Annotated in this window: 16 protein-coding genes; 10 read left to right on the top strand and 6 right to left on the bottom strand. The window is 74.2% G+C overall.

Translation table 11 applies throughout. The features are described from left to right. Positions 1–49: 49 nt before the first annotated feature. Positions 50–949 (bottom strand): hypothetical protein, encoded by a 900-nt coding sequence (locus tag ACGF3I_RS06965; protein ID WP_393129551.1) that lies wholly within the window; start codon positions 947–949, stop codon positions 50–52. Then, positions 946–2,022: an SPFH domain-containing protein gene (locus ACGF3I_RS06960; RefSeq protein WP_393129550.1), complete on the bottom strand. Its 1,077-nt coding sequence runs from the start codon at positions 2,020–2,022 to the stop codon at positions 946–948. The genes ACGF3I_RS06965 and ACGF3I_RS06960 overlap by 4 nt, the downstream gene beginning before the upstream one ends. Before the next feature lie 308 nt (positions 2,023–2,330). On the opposite strand from ACGF3I_RS06960, the gene ACGF3I_RS06955 reads away from it, so the two are divergent. Further along, positions 2,331–3,560, top strand: coding sequence for a hypothetical protein (locus ACGF3I_RS06955; RefSeq protein WP_393129549.1), 1,230 nt, complete (start codon positions 2,331–2,333; stop codon positions 3,558–3,560). A 179-nt stretch (positions 3,561–3,739) separates the two neighbouring features. On the opposite strand, the gene ACGF3I_RS06950 is transcribed toward ACGF3I_RS06955, so the two are convergent. Together ACGF3I_RS06950 and ACGF3I_RS06945 are read right to left on the bottom strand one after the other, a co-directional pair. Beyond that, entirely contained in the window at positions 3,740–4,435 is a 696-nt protein-coding gene (locus tag ACGF3I_RS06950; protein WP_393129548.1) for a phosphatase PAP2 family protein, read from the bottom strand. 73 nt (positions 4,436–4,508) lie between these two features. Next, complete coding sequence (locus tag ACGF3I_RS06945; protein WP_393129547.1) at positions 4,509–5,183, bottom strand: DedA family protein; 675 nt, start codon at positions 5,181–5,183, stop codon at positions 4,509–4,511. 358 nt (positions 5,184–5,541) lie between these two features. On the opposite strand from ACGF3I_RS06945, the gene ACGF3I_RS06940 reads away from it, so the two are divergent. The 8 genes from ACGF3I_RS06940 (at position 5,542) to ACGF3I_RS06905 (ending at position 11,946) form a co-directional block, all read left to right on the top strand. After that, entirely contained in the window at positions 5,542–5,937 is a 396-nt protein-coding gene (locus tag ACGF3I_RS06940) for a BlaI/MecI/CopY family transcriptional regulator (RefSeq protein WP_393129546.1), read from the top strand. Continuing rightward, positions 5,934–6,875, top strand: a complete 942-nt coding sequence (locus ACGF3I_RS06935; RefSeq protein ID WP_393129545.1) for a M48 family metalloprotease — start codon at positions 5,934–5,936, stop codon at positions 6,873–6,875. The genes ACGF3I_RS06940 and ACGF3I_RS06935 overlap by 4 nt, the downstream gene beginning before the upstream one ends. A gap of 105 nt (positions 6,876–6,980) precedes the next feature. After that, positions 6,981–7,511, top strand: coding sequence for a DoxX family protein (locus tag ACGF3I_RS06930; RefSeq protein WP_393129544.1), 531 nt, complete (start codon positions 6,981–6,983; stop codon positions 7,509–7,511). Positions 7,512–7,644: 133 nt separating this feature from the next. Next, positions 7,645–9,843, top strand: a complete 2,199-nt coding sequence (locus tag ACGF3I_RS06925; RefSeq protein WP_393129543.1) for an MMPL family transporter — start codon at positions 7,645–7,647, stop codon at positions 9,841–9,843. Positions 9,844–10,097: 254 nt separating this feature from the next. Continuing rightward, on the top strand, positions 10,098–10,529 hold the full coding sequence (panD, locus tag ACGF3I_RS06920) for an aspartate 1-decarboxylase (RefSeq protein WP_393129542.1): 432 nt from the start codon (positions 10,098–10,100) through the stop codon (positions 10,527–10,529). 37 nt (positions 10,530–10,566) lie between these two features. Further along, complete coding sequence (locus tag ACGF3I_RS06915; RefSeq protein WP_393129541.1) at positions 10,567–10,905, top strand: GNAT family N-acetyltransferase; 339 nt, start codon at positions 10,567–10,569, stop codon at positions 10,903–10,905. 2 nt (positions 10,906–10,907) lie between these two features. After that, positions 10,908–11,564: an aspartate/glutamate racemase family protein gene (locus tag ACGF3I_RS06910; protein ID WP_393129724.1), complete on the top strand. Its 657-nt coding sequence runs from the start codon at positions 10,908–10,910 to the stop codon at positions 11,562–11,564. A 115-nt stretch (positions 11,565–11,679) separates the two neighbouring features. Beyond that, positions 11,680–11,946, top strand: a complete 267-nt coding sequence (locus ACGF3I_RS06905) for a hypothetical protein (RefSeq protein WP_393129540.1) — start codon at positions 11,680–11,682, stop codon at positions 11,944–11,946. A gap of 57 nt (positions 11,947–12,003) precedes the next feature. Here the strand turns inward: ACGF3I_RS06905 and gndA are convergent, their stop codons facing one another. Then, on the bottom strand, positions 12,004–13,446 hold the full coding sequence (gndA, locus tag ACGF3I_RS06900) for an NADP-dependent phosphogluconate dehydrogenase (RefSeq protein ID WP_393129539.1): 1,443 nt from the start codon (positions 13,444–13,446) through the stop codon (positions 12,004–12,006). A gap of 231 nt (positions 13,447–13,677) precedes the next feature. Here gndA and ACGF3I_RS06895 point away from each other — a divergent pair, with 231 nt between their 5' ends. Beyond that, positions 13,678–14,910, top strand: a complete 1,233-nt coding sequence (locus ACGF3I_RS06895) for a transglycosylase family protein (protein WP_393129538.1) — start codon at positions 13,678–13,680, stop codon at positions 14,908–14,910. Here the strand turns inward: ACGF3I_RS06895 and ACGF3I_RS06890 are convergent. Next, positions 14,880–15,824, bottom strand: a complete 945-nt coding sequence (locus ACGF3I_RS06890) for a DMT family transporter (RefSeq protein ID WP_393129537.1) — start codon at positions 15,822–15,824, stop codon at positions 14,880–14,882. The genes ACGF3I_RS06895 and ACGF3I_RS06890 overlap by 31 nt on opposite strands. Positions 15,825–15,890: the final 66 nt, after the last annotated feature.

Below are 15,890 nucleotides of genomic sequence, written 5' to 3'. Positions count from 1 at the left end.
GCCACTGACAATCGGGGGTCACGGCCCGCCGCCGCGCGGCCGATCGGCCTCAACCCGCCAGACACAGTGCCGTGTCCGCGATGCCGACGCTCACCGACTGACCCCAGGTCAGGTCGAGCGCGTCGCCCTCCATCCCGTCCCCGAACGCCACCAGCCGGTCGCACTCCACGGTGATCCGCAGCCGCCGCGTCCCCGCCAACTCGCCCTCGGTGAACGAGGTCCCGGTCACCGGCGAGGACCACGCCTCGCGTACGCACCACACCAGGCGGGCGTCGGCCGGGGCCGGCAGCGCGGGAGCGCCCGCGCGGCCACGCCACAGCGAACTCAGCCAGCCGGTCGCCCCGGTGCCGGTGCCGACCAGGACGCCGGAGGACGCCTGCGCCTCGGTGCCCGTGCCGGGAGTGTCGGAGCCGATGCGGTAGCGGGCCGTCTGATGGCCCGGCGCGCCGAGATAGACCTCGTTGAGCGCGAGCAGGCGCTGCCGGTCGTCGGTGACGGCCTCCACCATGGTCAACCGCTCCACCGCACAGCCGCCCGCGGCCGCCGCGGGCAGCAGCCGCGCGGTGGCGGAGGCCGGGTGCCGGACCAGCACCCCGGGATTGCGCCCCGGCTCCGGATCGACGCCGATCACCGGTTGCCCCGCGAGGTACTTGGCCGCGTTGGCGACCAGGCCGTCCTGACCGACCACCAGCACGACGTCCTCCGGGGCGAACAGGAAGCGGTCCAGATCGGCGCGTTCGACCCGGGCCTGGCGCCACTGCGGGGGGATCGCGGCGGCCACCTCGGTCAGGGCACGCAGCGTCCGGTGATGGCGCTCGGCCACCTCGCGGATGCTCCGGCCGCGCGAGGAGAGGAAGAAGTCGGCCTGGCCGTGCGTGCCGTGCCGGGCCAGCAACTCCTCGTACTCCGAGGTGCGGTGGACGAGCACCGCGCGCGGCGCGAGGCTCATGCCCGGTCACCCCGGTCACCCCGGTCACCCCGGTCACCCCGGTCACCCCGGTCACCCCGGTCGCCCCGGGCATCCCGGGCATCCCGGCCGAACCGTTCGGCGAGGGTGGTGAGCACGTCGGGGGAGAGGGTCAGGCTGTCGATGCGGGGCAGGTTCTCGGCCAGCCGTGTCGCGGCCAGCGCGTGCAGGGTGGCCGCGTCGGCCTCGCCGTGCACCCGCAGCCAGGCCGCCTGGGCCCCGGCCCGCGCCTCGCCGGCCGCGCGGGCCGCCTCCGCCTCCGCCGTCGCGAGCCGCACCGTGCGGGCGGCCTCCGCCTCGGTGCGTACCGCGTCCGCCGCCGCCTGCTCCTCGGCCTCGCGGCGGGCGTTGGTGCCGCGCTGCTCCACCAACTGCTCCTCGCGGCGCGCGAGTTCGATGCGGCTGGCCAGTTCGTTCTCGGCGATGGTGCGCTCCCGCTCGACGGCCACGGCCCGCCGTTCGTAGGTGGCGCGGTCCGCCTCCTGCTGGATGCGCTCGCGCGCCGGGGTCCGCAGCGCGCGCTCCACTTCGGGCTCGGGACGGATCGCGACGACCCGTACGGCGACCACCTCGATGCCGGTCGCGGGCAGCCGCGGCTCGGCCGCGAGTCCGGCCGAGATCCGCTCGCGCACCGCGGCGACACCGTCGGCGAGCGCGGCGGAGAGGTCGGTGCGCGCGAGGACGTCGAGGGCGTGCTGCTGTGCCGTCTCGGTGAGCAGGGTCGACAGCTGTTCCAGGGGGTCGCCGCGCCAGCTGCCGGTGTCCGGGTCGATCGAGAAGTCGAGGCGGTCGGCGGCGGTGCCGGGCTCGCTGATCCGGTACGTCACGGTCGCCTGCACCGTCACGTCCTGGAAGTCGGCGGTGCGGGCGTGGAAGGCCATGGCCAGTTCCCGGTCGTTGACCGGCACTTCGGACAGTGCGGCGCTCAGCGGCCTGAACCAGAACCCCAGCCCGACGCCGTCGTGCGCGGGCCGGCCGTTCCTGTGGTGGCGGATGTGCGAGGTGGGTGCGGAGCGCAGGTGGCGCCAGCCGAGGCGCCGTGAGATGTCGGCCATGACGGACCCCTTTTCTTTTCGTCAGTCGGACGATAGCGGTCGTTCTCGTTATCGTCAAGGTGACATGAAGGGGGAGCAAGTCCTGCGCTCTGCGGGCGAGTTGACGAACGGGCACTTCGTGCCCCGCGTGGGAGCCTCCAGGGCCCGCCACCGTGAGCCGCGCGGACGGAGAGTGGATGGGCGATCACACATCGTGACCATGACGGATTCTTGACTTGGCGAGCGGCTCAATATCGTCCGATATCGGGTTAATTCACCTCGCTCTGGTCTACACATCTGGGGTCCGTGGATGAGTGACGGGAGCAGGCATGTCAGAGATCAGCCGAAGGGGATTGCTGGGCGCGGGACTTGGGGCGGTCGCGGCGGCCGGGCTCGCCGGGTGCGGCTCGATGGGGGGCGCGGGGTCAAGTCACTCCAGCCGTCCGGGCCAAGGACCCGCGAAGCCCGGGAAATCGCAGGTCAGGCTGATCGGTGACGGTTCCACGGCGGACACCGGGCGGCAGCCCAACCAGCCGGAGAGGCCCGTTCCGCTCGAACCCGGCCAGACCCCGCCGCAGTTCGTGATCTTCTCCTGGGACGGCGCGGGCGAAGTGGGCAACGGCCTCTTCCCCCGCTTCCTCGACGTGGCCAGGGACCACGGCGCTGGCATGACGTTCTTCCTCTCGGGCCTCTACTTGCTCCCGGAGTCGAAGCGGAGCCTCTACCGGCCCCCGAACAACCCCGTCGGCGCCTCCGACATCGGCTACCTCTCCGACGCGCACCTCAAGGAGACGCTGCGCTACGTCCGACAGGCCTGGTCCGAGGGGCACGAGATCGGCACGCACTTCAACGGGCACTTCTGCGGCGGTTCGGGCTCCGTCGCCAACTGGACGCCCGCCCAGTGGCACAGCGAGATCGACCAGGCGGTCTCCTTCGTCACCGAGTGGCGCACCAACACCGGCTGGACGGACGAGGACCCGCTGCCCTTCGACTACCACAAGGAGCTGATCGGCGGCCGTGCGCCGTGTCTGCTCGGCCAGGACAACCTGCTGCCCACCGCCAAGGAGCGCGGCTGGCGCTACGACGCCTCCTCGCCCGGCGGCCGTCAGATGTGGCCGCAGAAGCGTCAGGGCGTGTGGGACCTTCCGCTCCAGGGGATCCCGTTCCCCGGCCACTCCTTCGAGGTCCTCTCGATGGACTACAACATCCTCGCCAACCAGTCCAAGAACAGCACCAAGGGGATGCCCTCGCGCTATCCCGCCTGGCGGTCCCAGGCCACCGCCTCCTACCTGGCCGGCTTCCGGCGCGCGTACGAGACGAACCGTGCGCCCTTCTACATCGGCAACCACTTCGAGGAGTGGAACGGCGGCATCTACATGGACGCCGTCGAGGAGGCGCTGAAGGCGATGGCCGACAAGCGGGACGTCCGCCTGGTCTCGTTCCGCCAGTTCGTGGACTGGCTCGACGTGCAGGACCCCAAGGTGCTCGACCGGCTCCGCTCGCTCGAAGTGGGGCAGGCGCCGCCCGGTGGATGGAACGCCTTCTTCAAGGCGGCGTGAGGGGCGGGGGCGGCGCGGCGGGACGGGTGCGGATCGTCCGGATCGGCCGCCCTCGCTCGGGTGGCGTGGTACGGGGGCTGTGGCACGACGGCGGCTGTGGCACGACGGCCGATCCGGCACGACGGCGAGATCCGGCACGACGGCGGATTCGGTGCGGGGTGCTTCAACTCATGTGTCGTTCACGGCAGTTCGCGGGTCAGGGACGTCTCCCGGAGCTCCGCCGGATCCGCGCGCAGTCGCCGGGTGAACGGCGCCGCCACCGGGGCCGCGAGGCAGAGCCAGAGCCCGGCGAACAGCCAGCCGCCCAGGACGTCGCTGGCCCAGTGCACGCCGAGGTAGACCCGGGACAGGCCGACCGCGGCGGCCCAGAGCGCCAGCAGGACGACGGCGAAGCGGGCGGACGCGAGGCTGCGGCGGGTCCCGACGGCCCAGATGAGCAGTCCCGCCGTGAGCGCGCTGGTGGTGGTGTGCCCGGAGGGGAACGAGAAGCCGGAGGCGGTGGTGGCCCAGTCGACGGCGCTCGGGCGCGGGCGGCCCACCAGCAGCATCAGGACGAAGCGCGCCAACTGGCCGAGCATCAGCACCGCGAGGGCTCCGGCCACCGCGTACCGCCGCTGGAGGGCACTGCGGCCCGCGATCAGGCCCGCGACGACGGCCAGGGCGTACGGAACGGCCCCGCTGCCCGTCGCCGTGACGGCCCGGGCGGTGGCCACGGCGACCGGCGGGCGGTGGCCGAGCGGCCAGCGGTGCAGGGCGCGGTCGCCGGGCAGCGGGGCCCCGTGCCGTACCGCGACCACCATCGCGAGCAGCACGAACAGGACCAGCAGCACGCAGGCTGTCGCACCCGTGCGCCGGGACACACTCAGCCGGGACACACTCACCGGTGTGCCACCGCTCGACCGCGCCCGAGAATGCGGGGTGCGGCGCCGGCCCGCCTGTCGCGGTGCATCAGCGGGCGTCCTCGGAGGTCGTACGGGAGCGGCGGGCGCGCAGGACCTCCAGGGCGACCGGGGTGAGCGAGACCGCCACCACCAGCGCCACGAGCGGCAGCAGATAACGGTCGATGTTCGGCACCGACGAGCCCAGCGCGTAGCCGCCGAGCACCAGGGCGCAGGTCCACACGAGTCCACCGGCGATCTGCCAGAGGGCGAACACCCGGGCAGGCACGCCGAGCGCCCCGGCGAGCGGGTTGAGCACCGTGCGCACGATGGGTACGAAGCGGGCGAGGACGATGGCCTTCGCGTGCCCGTACTTCGCGAGCAGCTCCTCGGCGCGCGCGGCCCCCTCGTGGAGCTTGCGGGACGTGCTGCGGGCCAGCAGGGCGCGCCCGCCCCGGCGGCCGATGAGGTAGCCCACCTGGGCGCCGACCAGTGCGCCGACCACCGAGCAGACCAGGACCTCGGGCAGCGAGAGCGACACGGGTCCGTTGCCGCCGGGCACACACAGCAGTCCCGCGGTGAAGAGCAGGGAATCGCCGGGCAGCAGGAAGCCGATCAGCAGGCCGGTCTCGGCGAAGAGCACCACCGCGATGCCCAGGGCGCCGAAGGCGGACAGCAGCGAGCCCGCGTCGAGGACGTTCACGGCCTGGGGGGCCGAGGCTGCGAACAGGGGTACGGCGGCCATGTCGGTGGGCCCTCCCATAATGGTGACCGGGCCGCCGCCGTCCCCCAGGGGACGCGCACGGCTCGGCCGACTACAGTGGCGCAGACGGTCTACAGCACTGTAGACGAATGCGGCGGGGGCGGGCGAAGACCGTGGACGGACGAACGTCGCGGAGCGAGCGGACCGAGCGGACCGAGCGGGCTGAGCGGGCCGCGGAAGGCCAGCGGTCGTGTACCGGGTCGCCGGGCGGCCGTGGACCGGGACGTGACCCAAGTCGTGGACCCGTGGGGGCCGCGGACGGACGAAGTGGGGAGGAGCGTGCGATGACCAGGACCGCAGGCGCCGGGCGCCGGGGCGGGCGACACGGCAGGGTCGCGCCGTGACCGCGACCGGGAGCGCCGGGCACGGGGACGCGCGACGGTCGGCGGGCGAACTGGAGGCCGGGGTCCTCGCGGCGCTCTGGGCGGCCGGCGCGCCGCTCACCGCGGGCGAGGTCCAGGCCGAGCTCGGTGGAAGCCTGGCCCGTACCACCGTCACCACGATCCTGACCCGCCTGCACGACAAGGGGGCCGTCACCCGCCGTCGCGCCGGGCGCGGCTACGCGTACACGCCGACGGAGGACGCGCCGGGCCTGACCGCCCGGCGCATGCACACCGAACTGGCCAAGGAGGAGGACCGCTCCACCGTCCTCGCCCGGTTCGTCTCCCAACTCAGCGACGAGGACGAGCAGTTGCTGCGCTCCCTCCTGGAGGAGTCGGGAGGCGAGGACCGGTGATCTTCTCCGTCTGGGTCCCGCTCCTGGTGCCGTTCCTCGCGGTGCCCGCGGCCCGTCGGCTCGCCGAGGCCCTGCCGCCCCGCCCGGCCGCCTGGCTGCTGGCCACCGCGGCCACCGGCCTCGCCCTCTGCTCGACGGCGGCGCTCGCCCTGATCGCGCTGGCCGGAGCGCTGCGGCTGCCCTTCTTCGCCTCCCTCGAACACCTCACCTCCCCGCTGGACGCGCTCGCGGACGGGCTCGCCTTTCCCGCTGCCGCCACCGCGGCCGCCCTCGTCACCGCCTCGGGCGTGGCCGCGGCCCGCGCCGCCCGCCGGCACCGCGCCGAACTGCGCGCCGCCCGCGCCCTGTTGACGCCCGGCACCGCTGAGCTCGCCGTACTGCGCGACCCGCGTCCCGACGCCTACGCGCTGCCCGGCCGGCCCGGCCGGATCGTCGTCACCACCGGCATGCTCCACGCCCTCGGGCCCGCCGAGCGCGAGGCCCTGTTCGCCCACGAGCGGGCCCACCTCGCGAGCCGCCACCACCTGTTCCTCGCGGTCGCCGAACTCGCCGCGCACTGCCACCCGGCGCTGCGCCCGCTGCGCGCACCCCTCGCCTTCGCCCTGGAGCGGGCCGCGGACGAACACGCCGCCGGGGCGGTGGGCGACCGCAGGCTCGCCGCGCGGGCGATCGGCCGCGCCGCGCTCGCCGCCCGTGCCGCCGGGCCGACCGCGCCCCGGCCCCGCGCGGCGCTGGCCGCGGCGGCGGGTCCGGTGCCGCGCCGGGTGGCGGCCCTGCTCGACCGGCGCCCCACCGCGCGGCTGCCCCGAGCGCGGAGCGCCCGGCTGATAGCGGCCGTCCTGCTGGGGTGTCTGTGCGCGTCGGCCACCTCGGCGATCGACGCGGCCGCCGATCTGCACGGCGGCATCGAGGTGGCCCAGGGCGAGGCCGCGCGCTGAGCGTTCCCCGGCGTGTGACCCGTACGGCTCAGCAACGCTGAGGGTCGGGGCCGGGCGGCGCGGAGAGTGGAGGCGAGTCCACCGCCGCATGCCCAGGGAGACGCGATGACCTGCCTCAGCCGACGTGACCTCGGACTGCTCGTGCTGCGGGTCGGCACCGGCACCGTACTGATGGCGCACGGTGCCCAGAAGCTCTTCGGCTGCTTCGGCGGCGGCGGGCTCGAAGGCACGGCCGCCGCCATGGAGCACATGGGGTTCAAGCCCGGCAAGCAGAGCGCGATCGCGGCCGGCCTCGGCGAGATGGGCGGCGGCGCCCTGTTGGCCCTCGGCCTCGCCACTCCGGCCGCCGTAGCCGCGGCGGCCGGCGCGATGGCGGGCGCGGTGTCCGTTCACGCGCCGGCGGGCTTCTTCGCCCAGGGCGGCGGCTTCGAATACCCGGCGTTCCTCGGTTTCACGGCCGCCGCGACCGGCCTCACGGGCGCGGGCCGCTACTCGCTCGACCACGCCACCGGGCATGTCCTCGACCAGCCCTGGACGGTGGCCGCCGCCTTCCTCGGCAGCGCGGTGGCCGCCGCGGCCGTGGTCGGGCGCAGGGCCAGGCAGCAGGAACAGGACGAGGTCGAGACGTTCGGCTGAGCCCCCGGCGCGCCCGCGCCCGCGCCCCCGCCGGGCCGCCGCGGGGTCATTCGCGCCCGGCTGCCTCCCGGCCCGGTCATCCCCGCCCGGTCCCTCCGTACGGTCTCCTCAGCCCGGCAGACAGGTCACGCCCATGAAGAACGCACCGGCAGCCGAAGGTGCCACCGGACTGCTGCACCGGCTCGGCCGATGGTCCGCCACGCACGCCTGGCGGATCGTCGCGGCCTGGTTGGTCCTGCTCGTCGGGTGCGGCCTGGCCAACGCGCGCTGGGGCGGCACCTACGCCGACAGCTTCTCGCTGCCCGGCACCAGCACCCAGACCGGAGCCGACCTGCTGAAGGCCCACGGCGGCTCGTCCGGCACCTCGTCCCCGATCGTCGTCAAGTCCGGCCAGGGCCCGGTCACCGACCACCAGGCGTCCATCGACAGCGCGGTGAAGAACCTCCAGCAGCTGCCCGACGTGACGTCCGTGAGCAACCCGCTGACCACACCCGGCGCGATCTCGGCCACCGGCGCCATCGCGCAGATCACCGTCACGTTCAGCAGCAATCCGGCGGGCTTCGACCACAGTTACGTGGGCAAGGTCGACCACGCCGTCGCGCCGCTGCGCTCCGACCACATGAGCGTCGACTACGGTGATCCACTCGGGCAGTTGGCGTCGCCCAAGGCCGCCGACCTCAGCTCGGAGGCGATCGGCCTCGGCGTCGCCGTGCTCGTGCTCCTGATCGGCTTCGGCAGCGTCATCGCCGCCGGGCTGCCGCTGGTGACCGCCATCGTGGGACTCGCCGTCGGGCTCGGCGCGCTCGGCCTGCTGGCCGCCCGGTTCAGCTTCGGCGAGGCCGCCCCGACCCTGGCCGCGATGATGGGACTCGGCGTCGGCATCGACTACGCGCTCTTCCTGTCCACCCGCTACCGCGCCCTCCTGCACGGCGGCACGGAACCCGTGGAGGCGGTCGGCCGCACGGTCGCCACCAGTGGCCGCTCGGTCCTGGTGGCCGCCGCGACCGTGGCGATGGCGCTGGCCGGTCTGTACGTGTCGGGCATGAGCTTCATCGGCACGCTGGGCGCCGCCGCAGGACTGACCGTGATCATCGCGGCGGCGGCGTCGGTCACCCTCACCCCGGCGCTCCTGGGGCTGCTCGGCCGGCGCATCGACCGCCTGCACGTGCGCACCCCGGTCGCCGAGCCGACCGGCACCAACGACGTCTGGCACCGCTGGGCGGCGCGGGTCGGCCGGAGCCCGTGGCTCTTCCTCGTCGGCGGCCTGGTCCTGCTCGGCGTCCTCGCCATCCCGGTGGGCTCGATGAACCTCGGCCACATCGACGCCGGCGCCGAGCCCACCACCAACACCGACCGCCGCGCCTACGACCTGATCAGCGAGGGCTTCGGGCCGGGCGCCAACGGCCCGATCACGATCGTGGCCCAATTGGACGGTCAGCAGGCCGCCGACCCGTCCCAGAGCCAGGCCCTGGCCGGCACGCTCCAGCGCGACCTCGCGGCCACCTCCGGCGTCGCCTCGGTGACGCCCCCGAAACCCACCCCCGACCACGCCCTGCTGGTGAGCACCGTCATCCCGAAGACCGGCCCGCAGGACGACGCCACCACCGACCTGATCCACACCCTCCAGGACGACACCGTCCCGCACGCGCTCGCCGGCACCGGCGCCACCGGCTACGTCACCGGCCCCACCGTGGCGGGCCAGACCTTCACCGACCGGCTCGTCTCCAAACTGCCCCTGATCATCGGGGTGGTGGTGGCGGCCGCGTTCGTCCTGCTGCTCTGCGTCTTCCGCAGCCTTTTGGTCGCGCTCAAGGCCGCCGTACTGAACCTGTTCTCCATCGCCGCCGCGTGGGGCGTGGTGGTCGCGGTCTTCCAGTGGGGCTGGGGCGGCGGCCTCGTCGGTATGACGGAGAAGGTGCCGATCGAGTCGTACGTGCCGATGATGATGTTCGCGATCATCTTCGGCCTCTCGATGGACTACGAGGTCTTCCTGCTCGCCCGCATCCGGGAGACCTGGCTGCACCGCGCGGACAACCACCTCGCCGTCGCCACCGGCCTCGCCGCGACCGCCCGCGTCATCACGTGCGCGGCTCTCATCATGACCAGCGTGTTCCTGGCGTTCATGCTGTCGCCGAACGTGGTGGTGAAGATGCTCGCCCTCGGGCTCGGCGTCAGCGTGATCCTCGACGCGACCGTGGTACGCCTGCTGCTGGTCCCCGCCACGATGTACCTCTTCGGCCGCGCCAACTGGTGGATCCCGTCATGGCTCGACCGACGGCTGCCGCACCTCGATCCGGAGGGGCCCGGGGACGCGGGGCGGGCGGAGCCTTAGCCCCGCTGAGCCCGCCCCGCCAGCCCCGTCGCGCCAGCCCCGCCCCGCCAGCCCCGTCGCGCCTCGCCCGCGCGCCCGACTGCGGGTGACCGTGATCACGGACGTTGCCGGGGGGCGGTGCGTAAGCTTGGCGCCGCCGCCGCGGCGGGAGCCCGCGCGGGAGCAAGACCCGCAGGACCTCGCCCGGCGGGGCATGAAAACCGCCCTTGACCTGCAAAACCGCAGGCAGGGAGCATAGATCCGGGAGTGCCTCGATGCTGCGCACCATGTTCAAGTCCAAGATCCACCGCGCCACCGTGACCCAGGCCGACCTGCACTACGTCGGGTCCGTCACCGTCGATGTCGCGTTGATGGAGGCCGCCGATCTGCTCCCCGGGGAGCTGGTCCACATCGTCGACATAGACAACGGCAACCGCCTGGAAACCTATGTCATCGAGGGCGAGCGCGGGTCCGGTGTCATCGGGATCAACGGCGCCGCCGCGCACCTCGTGCACCCCGGTGACCTGGTCATCCTCATCAGTTACGCCCAGGTCGACGACTCCGAGGCCCGCGTTCTGAAGCCCAGGGTCGTGCATGTCGACGGGGCCAACCGGATCGTCGAGCTCGGCAGTGACGCCTCGGCGCCCGTGCCCGGAACCGACCAGCGGCGCAGCCCCCAGGCCAGGGTTCCCGGGCCGCAGAGCTGATCCGGCCGTATCGGCCACGAGGGACGGGAGCCGCACCATGACGGAGATCCGGGACGACCGCGCGCGGGGGCGGCTCGCCGCGTTCGAGGGGGGTGAACCGGTCGGCCGCGTCGACTACTTCACGCTCGACGGACAGCCGGGTGCGCTCGTGGCCGTGCACACCGTCGTGGAGCCAGGGCACGAGGGACGGGGCATCGCCGGGTCCCTCGTGCGGGAGTTGTACGCGCTGGCCGCGCGCGAGGGCGTTCCCGTCGTGCCGCTCTGCCCGTACGCCGCGCGGTGGGCCGAGCGGCACCCCGACGAGGCGCCCGCCGCCCCGGCCGCCCTCGTCGAGGCGGCGCGGGCCCGGCTCTCGGCCCGTCCGGAGCTGTGGTGACGATGCTCGCGCTGCTGCACACCTCGCCCGTTCACGTCCCCGTCTTCGACGCGCTGCGCGACGAGGAGGCGCCCGGTCTGCCGCTCCGTCACCTCGTGCATGAGCAACTGCTCGGCGATGCGAGGGAGTTGGGTCCCGCCGCCGTGCGCGAGGACGTCCTGCGGGTGCTCGCCGAGGCGGTGGACCGCGGCGCGGACGCCGTCCTGTGCACCTGTTCCACCATCGGGGCGGTCGCCGAGGCGGCCTCGGCGTCGCTCGGCGTTCCCGTCCTACGGGTCGACCGGCCGATGGCCGCGGCGGCCGTGGCGCGCGGCCGCCGGATCGTGGTGCTGGCCGCCGTCGCGTCCACCCTGGAGCCGACGGCCGCGCTGCTGCGCGACGAGGCGGGGGAGCGGCCCATCGCGCTGCGCGGCGTCCTGGTCGAGGGTGCCTGGGACCACTTCGCGTCCGGCGACACCGAGGCGTACGTCACCGCGATCGCCCGGGCCGCCGACGCGCTGACCGACGTCGACGCGATCGTGCTCGCGCAGGCCTCCATGGCGCCGGCGGCGGCCCGCACGACCACCGGCGTCCCGGTCCTCGCCAGTCCCCGGCTCGGGTTGCGGGCGGCGGCGGCCCTCGTCACGGCCGGCCCGCCCGGGACCGACGCGGCGCGCTGACCCGGCCCCGCTGCCGCCCCGCCCCGCCGTACGGCCTGACCCGGACGGGTTGAACCGACGGGCGCCGGGCAGGCGCGCGGGTGAAGCTGAACTCATCCCCTGAGGAGGCTCGACCATGACCGTGCCGCACCCGGAGCCCACCCCGCCGTGGCCCACGCCGCTGCCCGACCCCGAGCCGGGCCCCATCCCCAACCCGCCGGGCCCGGGCCCCGACCCGGTGCCGCCGCGGCCCGGACCCGGACCCGACCCGCAGCCGCCGAGCCCGGGCCCCGATCCGCAGCCGCCGCAGCCGGGCCCGGACCCGGATCTGCCCGATCCCGTGCCCCAGCCGCCGGGCCCCGACCCCGTACCGGGTCCGCCGCAGCCCGAACCGGCCGGCTGAGCGCACCGCACCGCGCGGCCCCGCCGCGGGGCCGACCCTCGGCGGGGCCGACGGCGGTCAGTCCGAGCCGACCTCCGAACGGTCCCCGCCCCACAGCGTGTGGAACGAGCCGTCGCGGTCGGTGCGCCGGTAGGTGTGCGCGCCGAAGAAGTCGCGCTGGGCCTGCGTCAGCGCCGCCGGCAGGCGCTCGGCGCGCAGCGCGTCGTAGTAGGCGAGCGCGGCCGAGAAACCGGGCACGGGTACGCCCTGGCGGGTGGCCGCCACGACCACCGCGCGCCAGTCGTCCTGCGCGGCGCCGATCTCGTCGGCGAACCGCTTGTCCGAGAGCAGGCTCGGCAGGTCGGGCCGCGCGTCGTAGGCGCTACGGATCCGGTCCAGGAACGCGGCCCGGATGATGCAGCCCGCCCGCCAGATCGCGGCGACCGCGCCCGGGTCGACACCCCAGTCGTACTGCTCGCTGCCCGCCTGGATCTGGTGGAAGCCCTGCGTGTACGACACGATCTTGGACGCGTACAGCGCCTGCTCCACCTGTTCGGCGAAGGCCGCCGCCTCCTTCTCGTCCAGCGGGGCGACCGCCGGCCCGGCCAGGGAGCGGGCCGCCTCGCGCAGTTCGGCGTGGCCCGAGAGCGAGCGCGCGAACACCGCCTCGGCGATGCCGGAGACCGGGACACCGAGGTCGAGCGCGATCTGGACCGTCCAGCGTCCGGTGCCCTTCTGCTCGGCCTGGTCCTGGACGATGTCGACGAAGGGCTCGCCGGTCGCCGCGTCCACGTGGGCGAGCACCTCGGCGGTGATCTCGATCAGATACGAGTCGAGCCGGCCGGTGTTCCAGCCGCGGAACGTCTCGGCGATCTTCTCGGGGGAGTAGCCCGCGACCGTGCGCAGCAGGTGGTACGCCTCCGCGATGAGCTGCATGTCGGCGTACTCGATGCCGTTGTGCACCATCTTCACGAAGTGGCCGGCGGCGTCCGGGCCGACGTGGGTGACGCACGGCGCACCGTCCGGCGCCTTCGCCGCGATGCGCTCCAGGAGCGGCCCGAGCGACTCGTAGGACTCGGCCGAGCCGCCCGGCATGATGCTCGGCCCGTGCAGCGCGCCCTCCTCGCCGCCCGAGATGCCGACGCCCACGAAGTGGATGCCGCGCTCGCGCAGTTCGCGCTCGCGCCTGCGGGTGTCCTCGAAGTGGGCGTTGCCGCCGTCGATGATGACGTCGCCCTCCTCCAGGAGCGGAGCGAACTCCTGGATCACCGCGTCCGTGGGCTCGCCGGCCTTGACCATGATGACGAGCCGGCGCGGGCGCTCCAGGGCCGCCACGAACTCCTCGGGCGACTCGGCCGCCACGAAGCTGCCCTCGGAGCCGAACTCCTCGACCAGCGCGCGGGTCTTGGCGGCGGTCCGGTTGTGGACGGCGACCGTGAACCCGTTGCGCGCGAAGTTGCGGGCGAGGTTGCGGCCCATGACCGCGAGTCCGGTGACGCCGATCTGGGCGGTTCCACTCATGCGTGTGCTCCTGGATCCTCGGGGTGCGCGGCGCCACGAGCGGCCCTCACGGCGCACGGTCGGCGCCCACCCTACGGAACGCTCCACGTCATACGGCACGGGCGAGGGGCCCGACACGGCGTGCCGTAGGTCCCGGCCGGTTCGAAGGCTTCCCTCCGCTTGTCCGACCCCTTGTCATGACCTGTTCGCAGCCCCTATTTTGGCGGCTCTTGGAGCCTTCGAGGGGGACTCATGGCCTTACGCGGCCGGCACCGCCGGTATCAGCCGAGCCGGATCAACCAGGCGTCCCTGACGGTCACCGCCGGCGGGGTCGGCATGGCCCTCCCGCTGATCGCCGCGGGCACCGCGGACGCCGCCTCCGTCGATGTGTGGAGCAAGGTCGCGGCGTGTGAATCGACCGGCAACTGGCACATCAACACGGGCAACGGCTTTTACGGCGGGCTCCAGTTCACGCAGTCCACCTGGGAGGCGTACGGCGGTCGCCAGTACGCGCCGCGAGCGGACCTCGCCACCCGCGACCAGCAGATCGCCGTGGCCGAGAAGGTGCTCAAGGGGCAGGGCCCCGGCGCCTGGCCAGTCTGTTCCGTGCGGGCCGGTCTCACCCGGGGCGGCGCGGCGCCGCAGCTGACCACGGAGACCGAGCACCGGACCGTGATCAAGCAGCAGTCTCCGCACGCCGCGTCCAAGCCGGCCGCCAAGCCCCCGGCCGCCAGACCCCCCGCCGCCCGGAAGACCGAGCAGGCGAGCCCCACCAAGGTGCCGGGGCAGCGGGAGTCGTACACCGTCGTGCACGGCGACTCGCTGTCCCTGATCGCCGAGCGCGAGCGCGTGCAGGGCGGCTGGCCGCACCTGTACGCCGAGAACCGTACGGTCGTCGGCGCCGACCCCGACCTCATCCGTCCGGGCCAGCGTCTGACGCTGCCAGGGGCCGTGGCCGCGAAGCCGACCGCTCCGCCCAGGAGCGTGCCGAAGCCGCCTGCCGCCAAGCCGTCGCCCGCCAAACCGCCCGCCGCCAAACCGCCTGCCGCCAAACCCGTCGCGAAGGCACCGGCCAGGACGGCGGCGTTCACCGCGCCGGTCGACGCCGACCCGAGCACCCCGTACCACAAGGCGGGCGCGTCCTGGGCGAGCGGCTACCACACCGGGGTCGACTTCCCCGTCTCCACCGGTACCGCGGTCAAGGCCGTCACCTCCGGCACGGTCGTCGCGGCCGGCTGGGGCGGGTCGTACGGATACCAGGTGGTGATCCACCACCCCGACGGCCGGTACAGCCAGTACGCGCACCTGTCGGCGGTCAGTGTGAAGACGGGGCAGAAGGTCAACACCGGCCAGCGGATCGGGCGTTCGGGCTCGACCGGCAACGCCACCGGCCCGCATCTGCACTTCGAGATCAGGACCGGACCTGCCTACGGCTCCGACGTGGACCCGCTGGCCTACCTGAGGGCGGGCGGCGTCGCGGTCTGATCCGGGGTGTCCTCCCGGCGCCCGGCGGGACCGGTGGCCGGGTCCGGCCCCGCGGCCACCGCCGGCCGGAGGGGCCCGTCGTCGGCGACGGTGCGCGGGCGCTGGGTGGTGAGCAGGATCAGGCCGCCCGCGGCCACCACACCGAACCCGAGCGCGACGGCCGTGCCCGCGGTCCCGTACCGGAACGACTCGCCGAACAGCGTCAGACCGATGGCCGCGGCCACCACGGGGTTGACGACGGTCACGGTCGCGAGCGGCGCCGCGAGGCCGGCCCCGCGGTAGGAGGCCTGCGACAACAGCAGGCCCGACAGCGCGAAGACGGATATCGCGAGCAGGACGGGCAGTTCGGTGAGAGGCAGCCCCGACCGCCAGTCCTCGGCGACCGACTTGGTGAACACCGAGGCGAGACCGAACGCGCCACCGGCCGCCGCGGCGAGCACCATGCCGCGCGGCACCGCCCGGTGCAGTGCTCTGGAGGCCAGGAAGAGGGCCACGACCGCCCCGAGCCCGGCCGTGGCCAGGACCAGACGGGGGCCCAGGGCGATCGGGTCCGCGTCCGAACCGTCGGTGAGCGCGAGCAGGCCGGCGAGGCCCGCCGTGGCCATGACGGCGCCGCGCCAGGCGACGGCCCCGGCCCGGCGGTGGATGAACACCGCCGCCATCGGCAGGGCGAAGACGATGGTGAGCGCGCCCATCGGCTGCACCAGCGTGAGCGGGCCGAAGGCCAGGGCCGCCACGTGCAGCACGGCGCCGAGCCCGTTGAGCACGACGGACCCCCACCACGCCGGGCGGCGCACCGGGGCGTACGCGCTGCTCGGGGCGGACGCGGCGACGCGCTCCTGCACGATCGCCGCCGCCGCGTACGCGACGGCGGAGACCAGGGACAGCAGCACGGCCAGGACAAGGGCGCTCATGGCTCCACGATGTCTCGTTGTGGACCCTGTGTCGTCGTCCCTGAGCACCGATCACCGCGTACTCCA

It is taken from the genome of Streptomyces sp. NPDC048111 (assembly GCF_043202815.1).
In the GTDB taxonomy this organism is placed as follows: Bacteria; Actinomycetota; Actinomycetes; order Streptomycetales; family Streptomycetaceae; genus Streptomyces.
This window is presented reverse-complemented; position numbering and strand designations above follow the sequence as displayed.

Coding starts and splice junctions, on each gene's coding strand:
- gndA (WP_393129539.1), bottom strand. CDS start 13,446: ATGAGTGGAACCGCCCAGATCGGCGTCACCGGACTCGCGGTCATGGGC.
- ACGF3I_RS06960 (WP_393129550.1), bottom strand. CDS start 2,022: ATGGCCGACATCTCACGGCGCCTCGGCTGGCGCCACCTGCGCTCCGCA.
- ACGF3I_RS06955 (WP_393129549.1), top strand. CDS start 2,331: ATGTCAGAGATCAGCCGAAGGGGATTGCTGGGCGCGGGACTTGGGGCG.
- ACGF3I_RS06930 (WP_393129544.1), top strand. CDS start 6,981: ATGACCTGCCTCAGCCGACGTGACCTCGGACTGCTCGTGCTGCGGGTC.
- ACGF3I_RS06895 (WP_393129538.1), top strand. CDS start 13,678: ATGGCCTTACGCGGCCGGCACCGCCGGTATCAGCCGAGCCGGATCAAC.
- ACGF3I_RS06905 (WP_393129540.1), top strand. CDS start 11,680: ATGACCGTGCCGCACCCGGAGCCCACCCCGCCGTGGCCCACGCCGCTG.
- ACGF3I_RS06925 (WP_393129543.1), top strand. CDS start 7,645: ATGAAGAACGCACCGGCAGCCGAAGGTGCCACCGGACTGCTGCACCGG.
- ACGF3I_RS06965 (WP_393129551.1), bottom strand. CDS start 949: ATGAGCCTCGCGCCGCGCGCGGTGCTCGTCCACCGCACCTCGGAGTAC.
- ACGF3I_RS06945 (WP_393129547.1), bottom strand. CDS start 5,183: ATGGCCGCCGTACCCCTGTTCGCAGCCTCGGCCCCCCAGGCCGTGAAC.
- panD (WP_393129542.1), top strand. CDS start 10,098: ATGCTGCGCACCATGTTCAAGTCCAAGATCCACCGCGCCACCGTGACC.
- ACGF3I_RS06915 (WP_393129541.1), top strand. CDS start 10,567: ATGACGGAGATCCGGGACGACCGCGCGCGGGGGCGGCTCGCCGCGTTC.
- ACGF3I_RS06910 (WP_393129724.1), top strand. CDS start 10,908: ATGCTCGCGCTGCTGCACACCTCGCCCGTTCACGTCCCCGTCTTCGAC.
- ACGF3I_RS06890 (WP_393129537.1), bottom strand. CDS start 15,824: ATGAGCGCCCTTGTCCTGGCCGTGCTGCTGTCCCTGGTCTCCGCCGTC.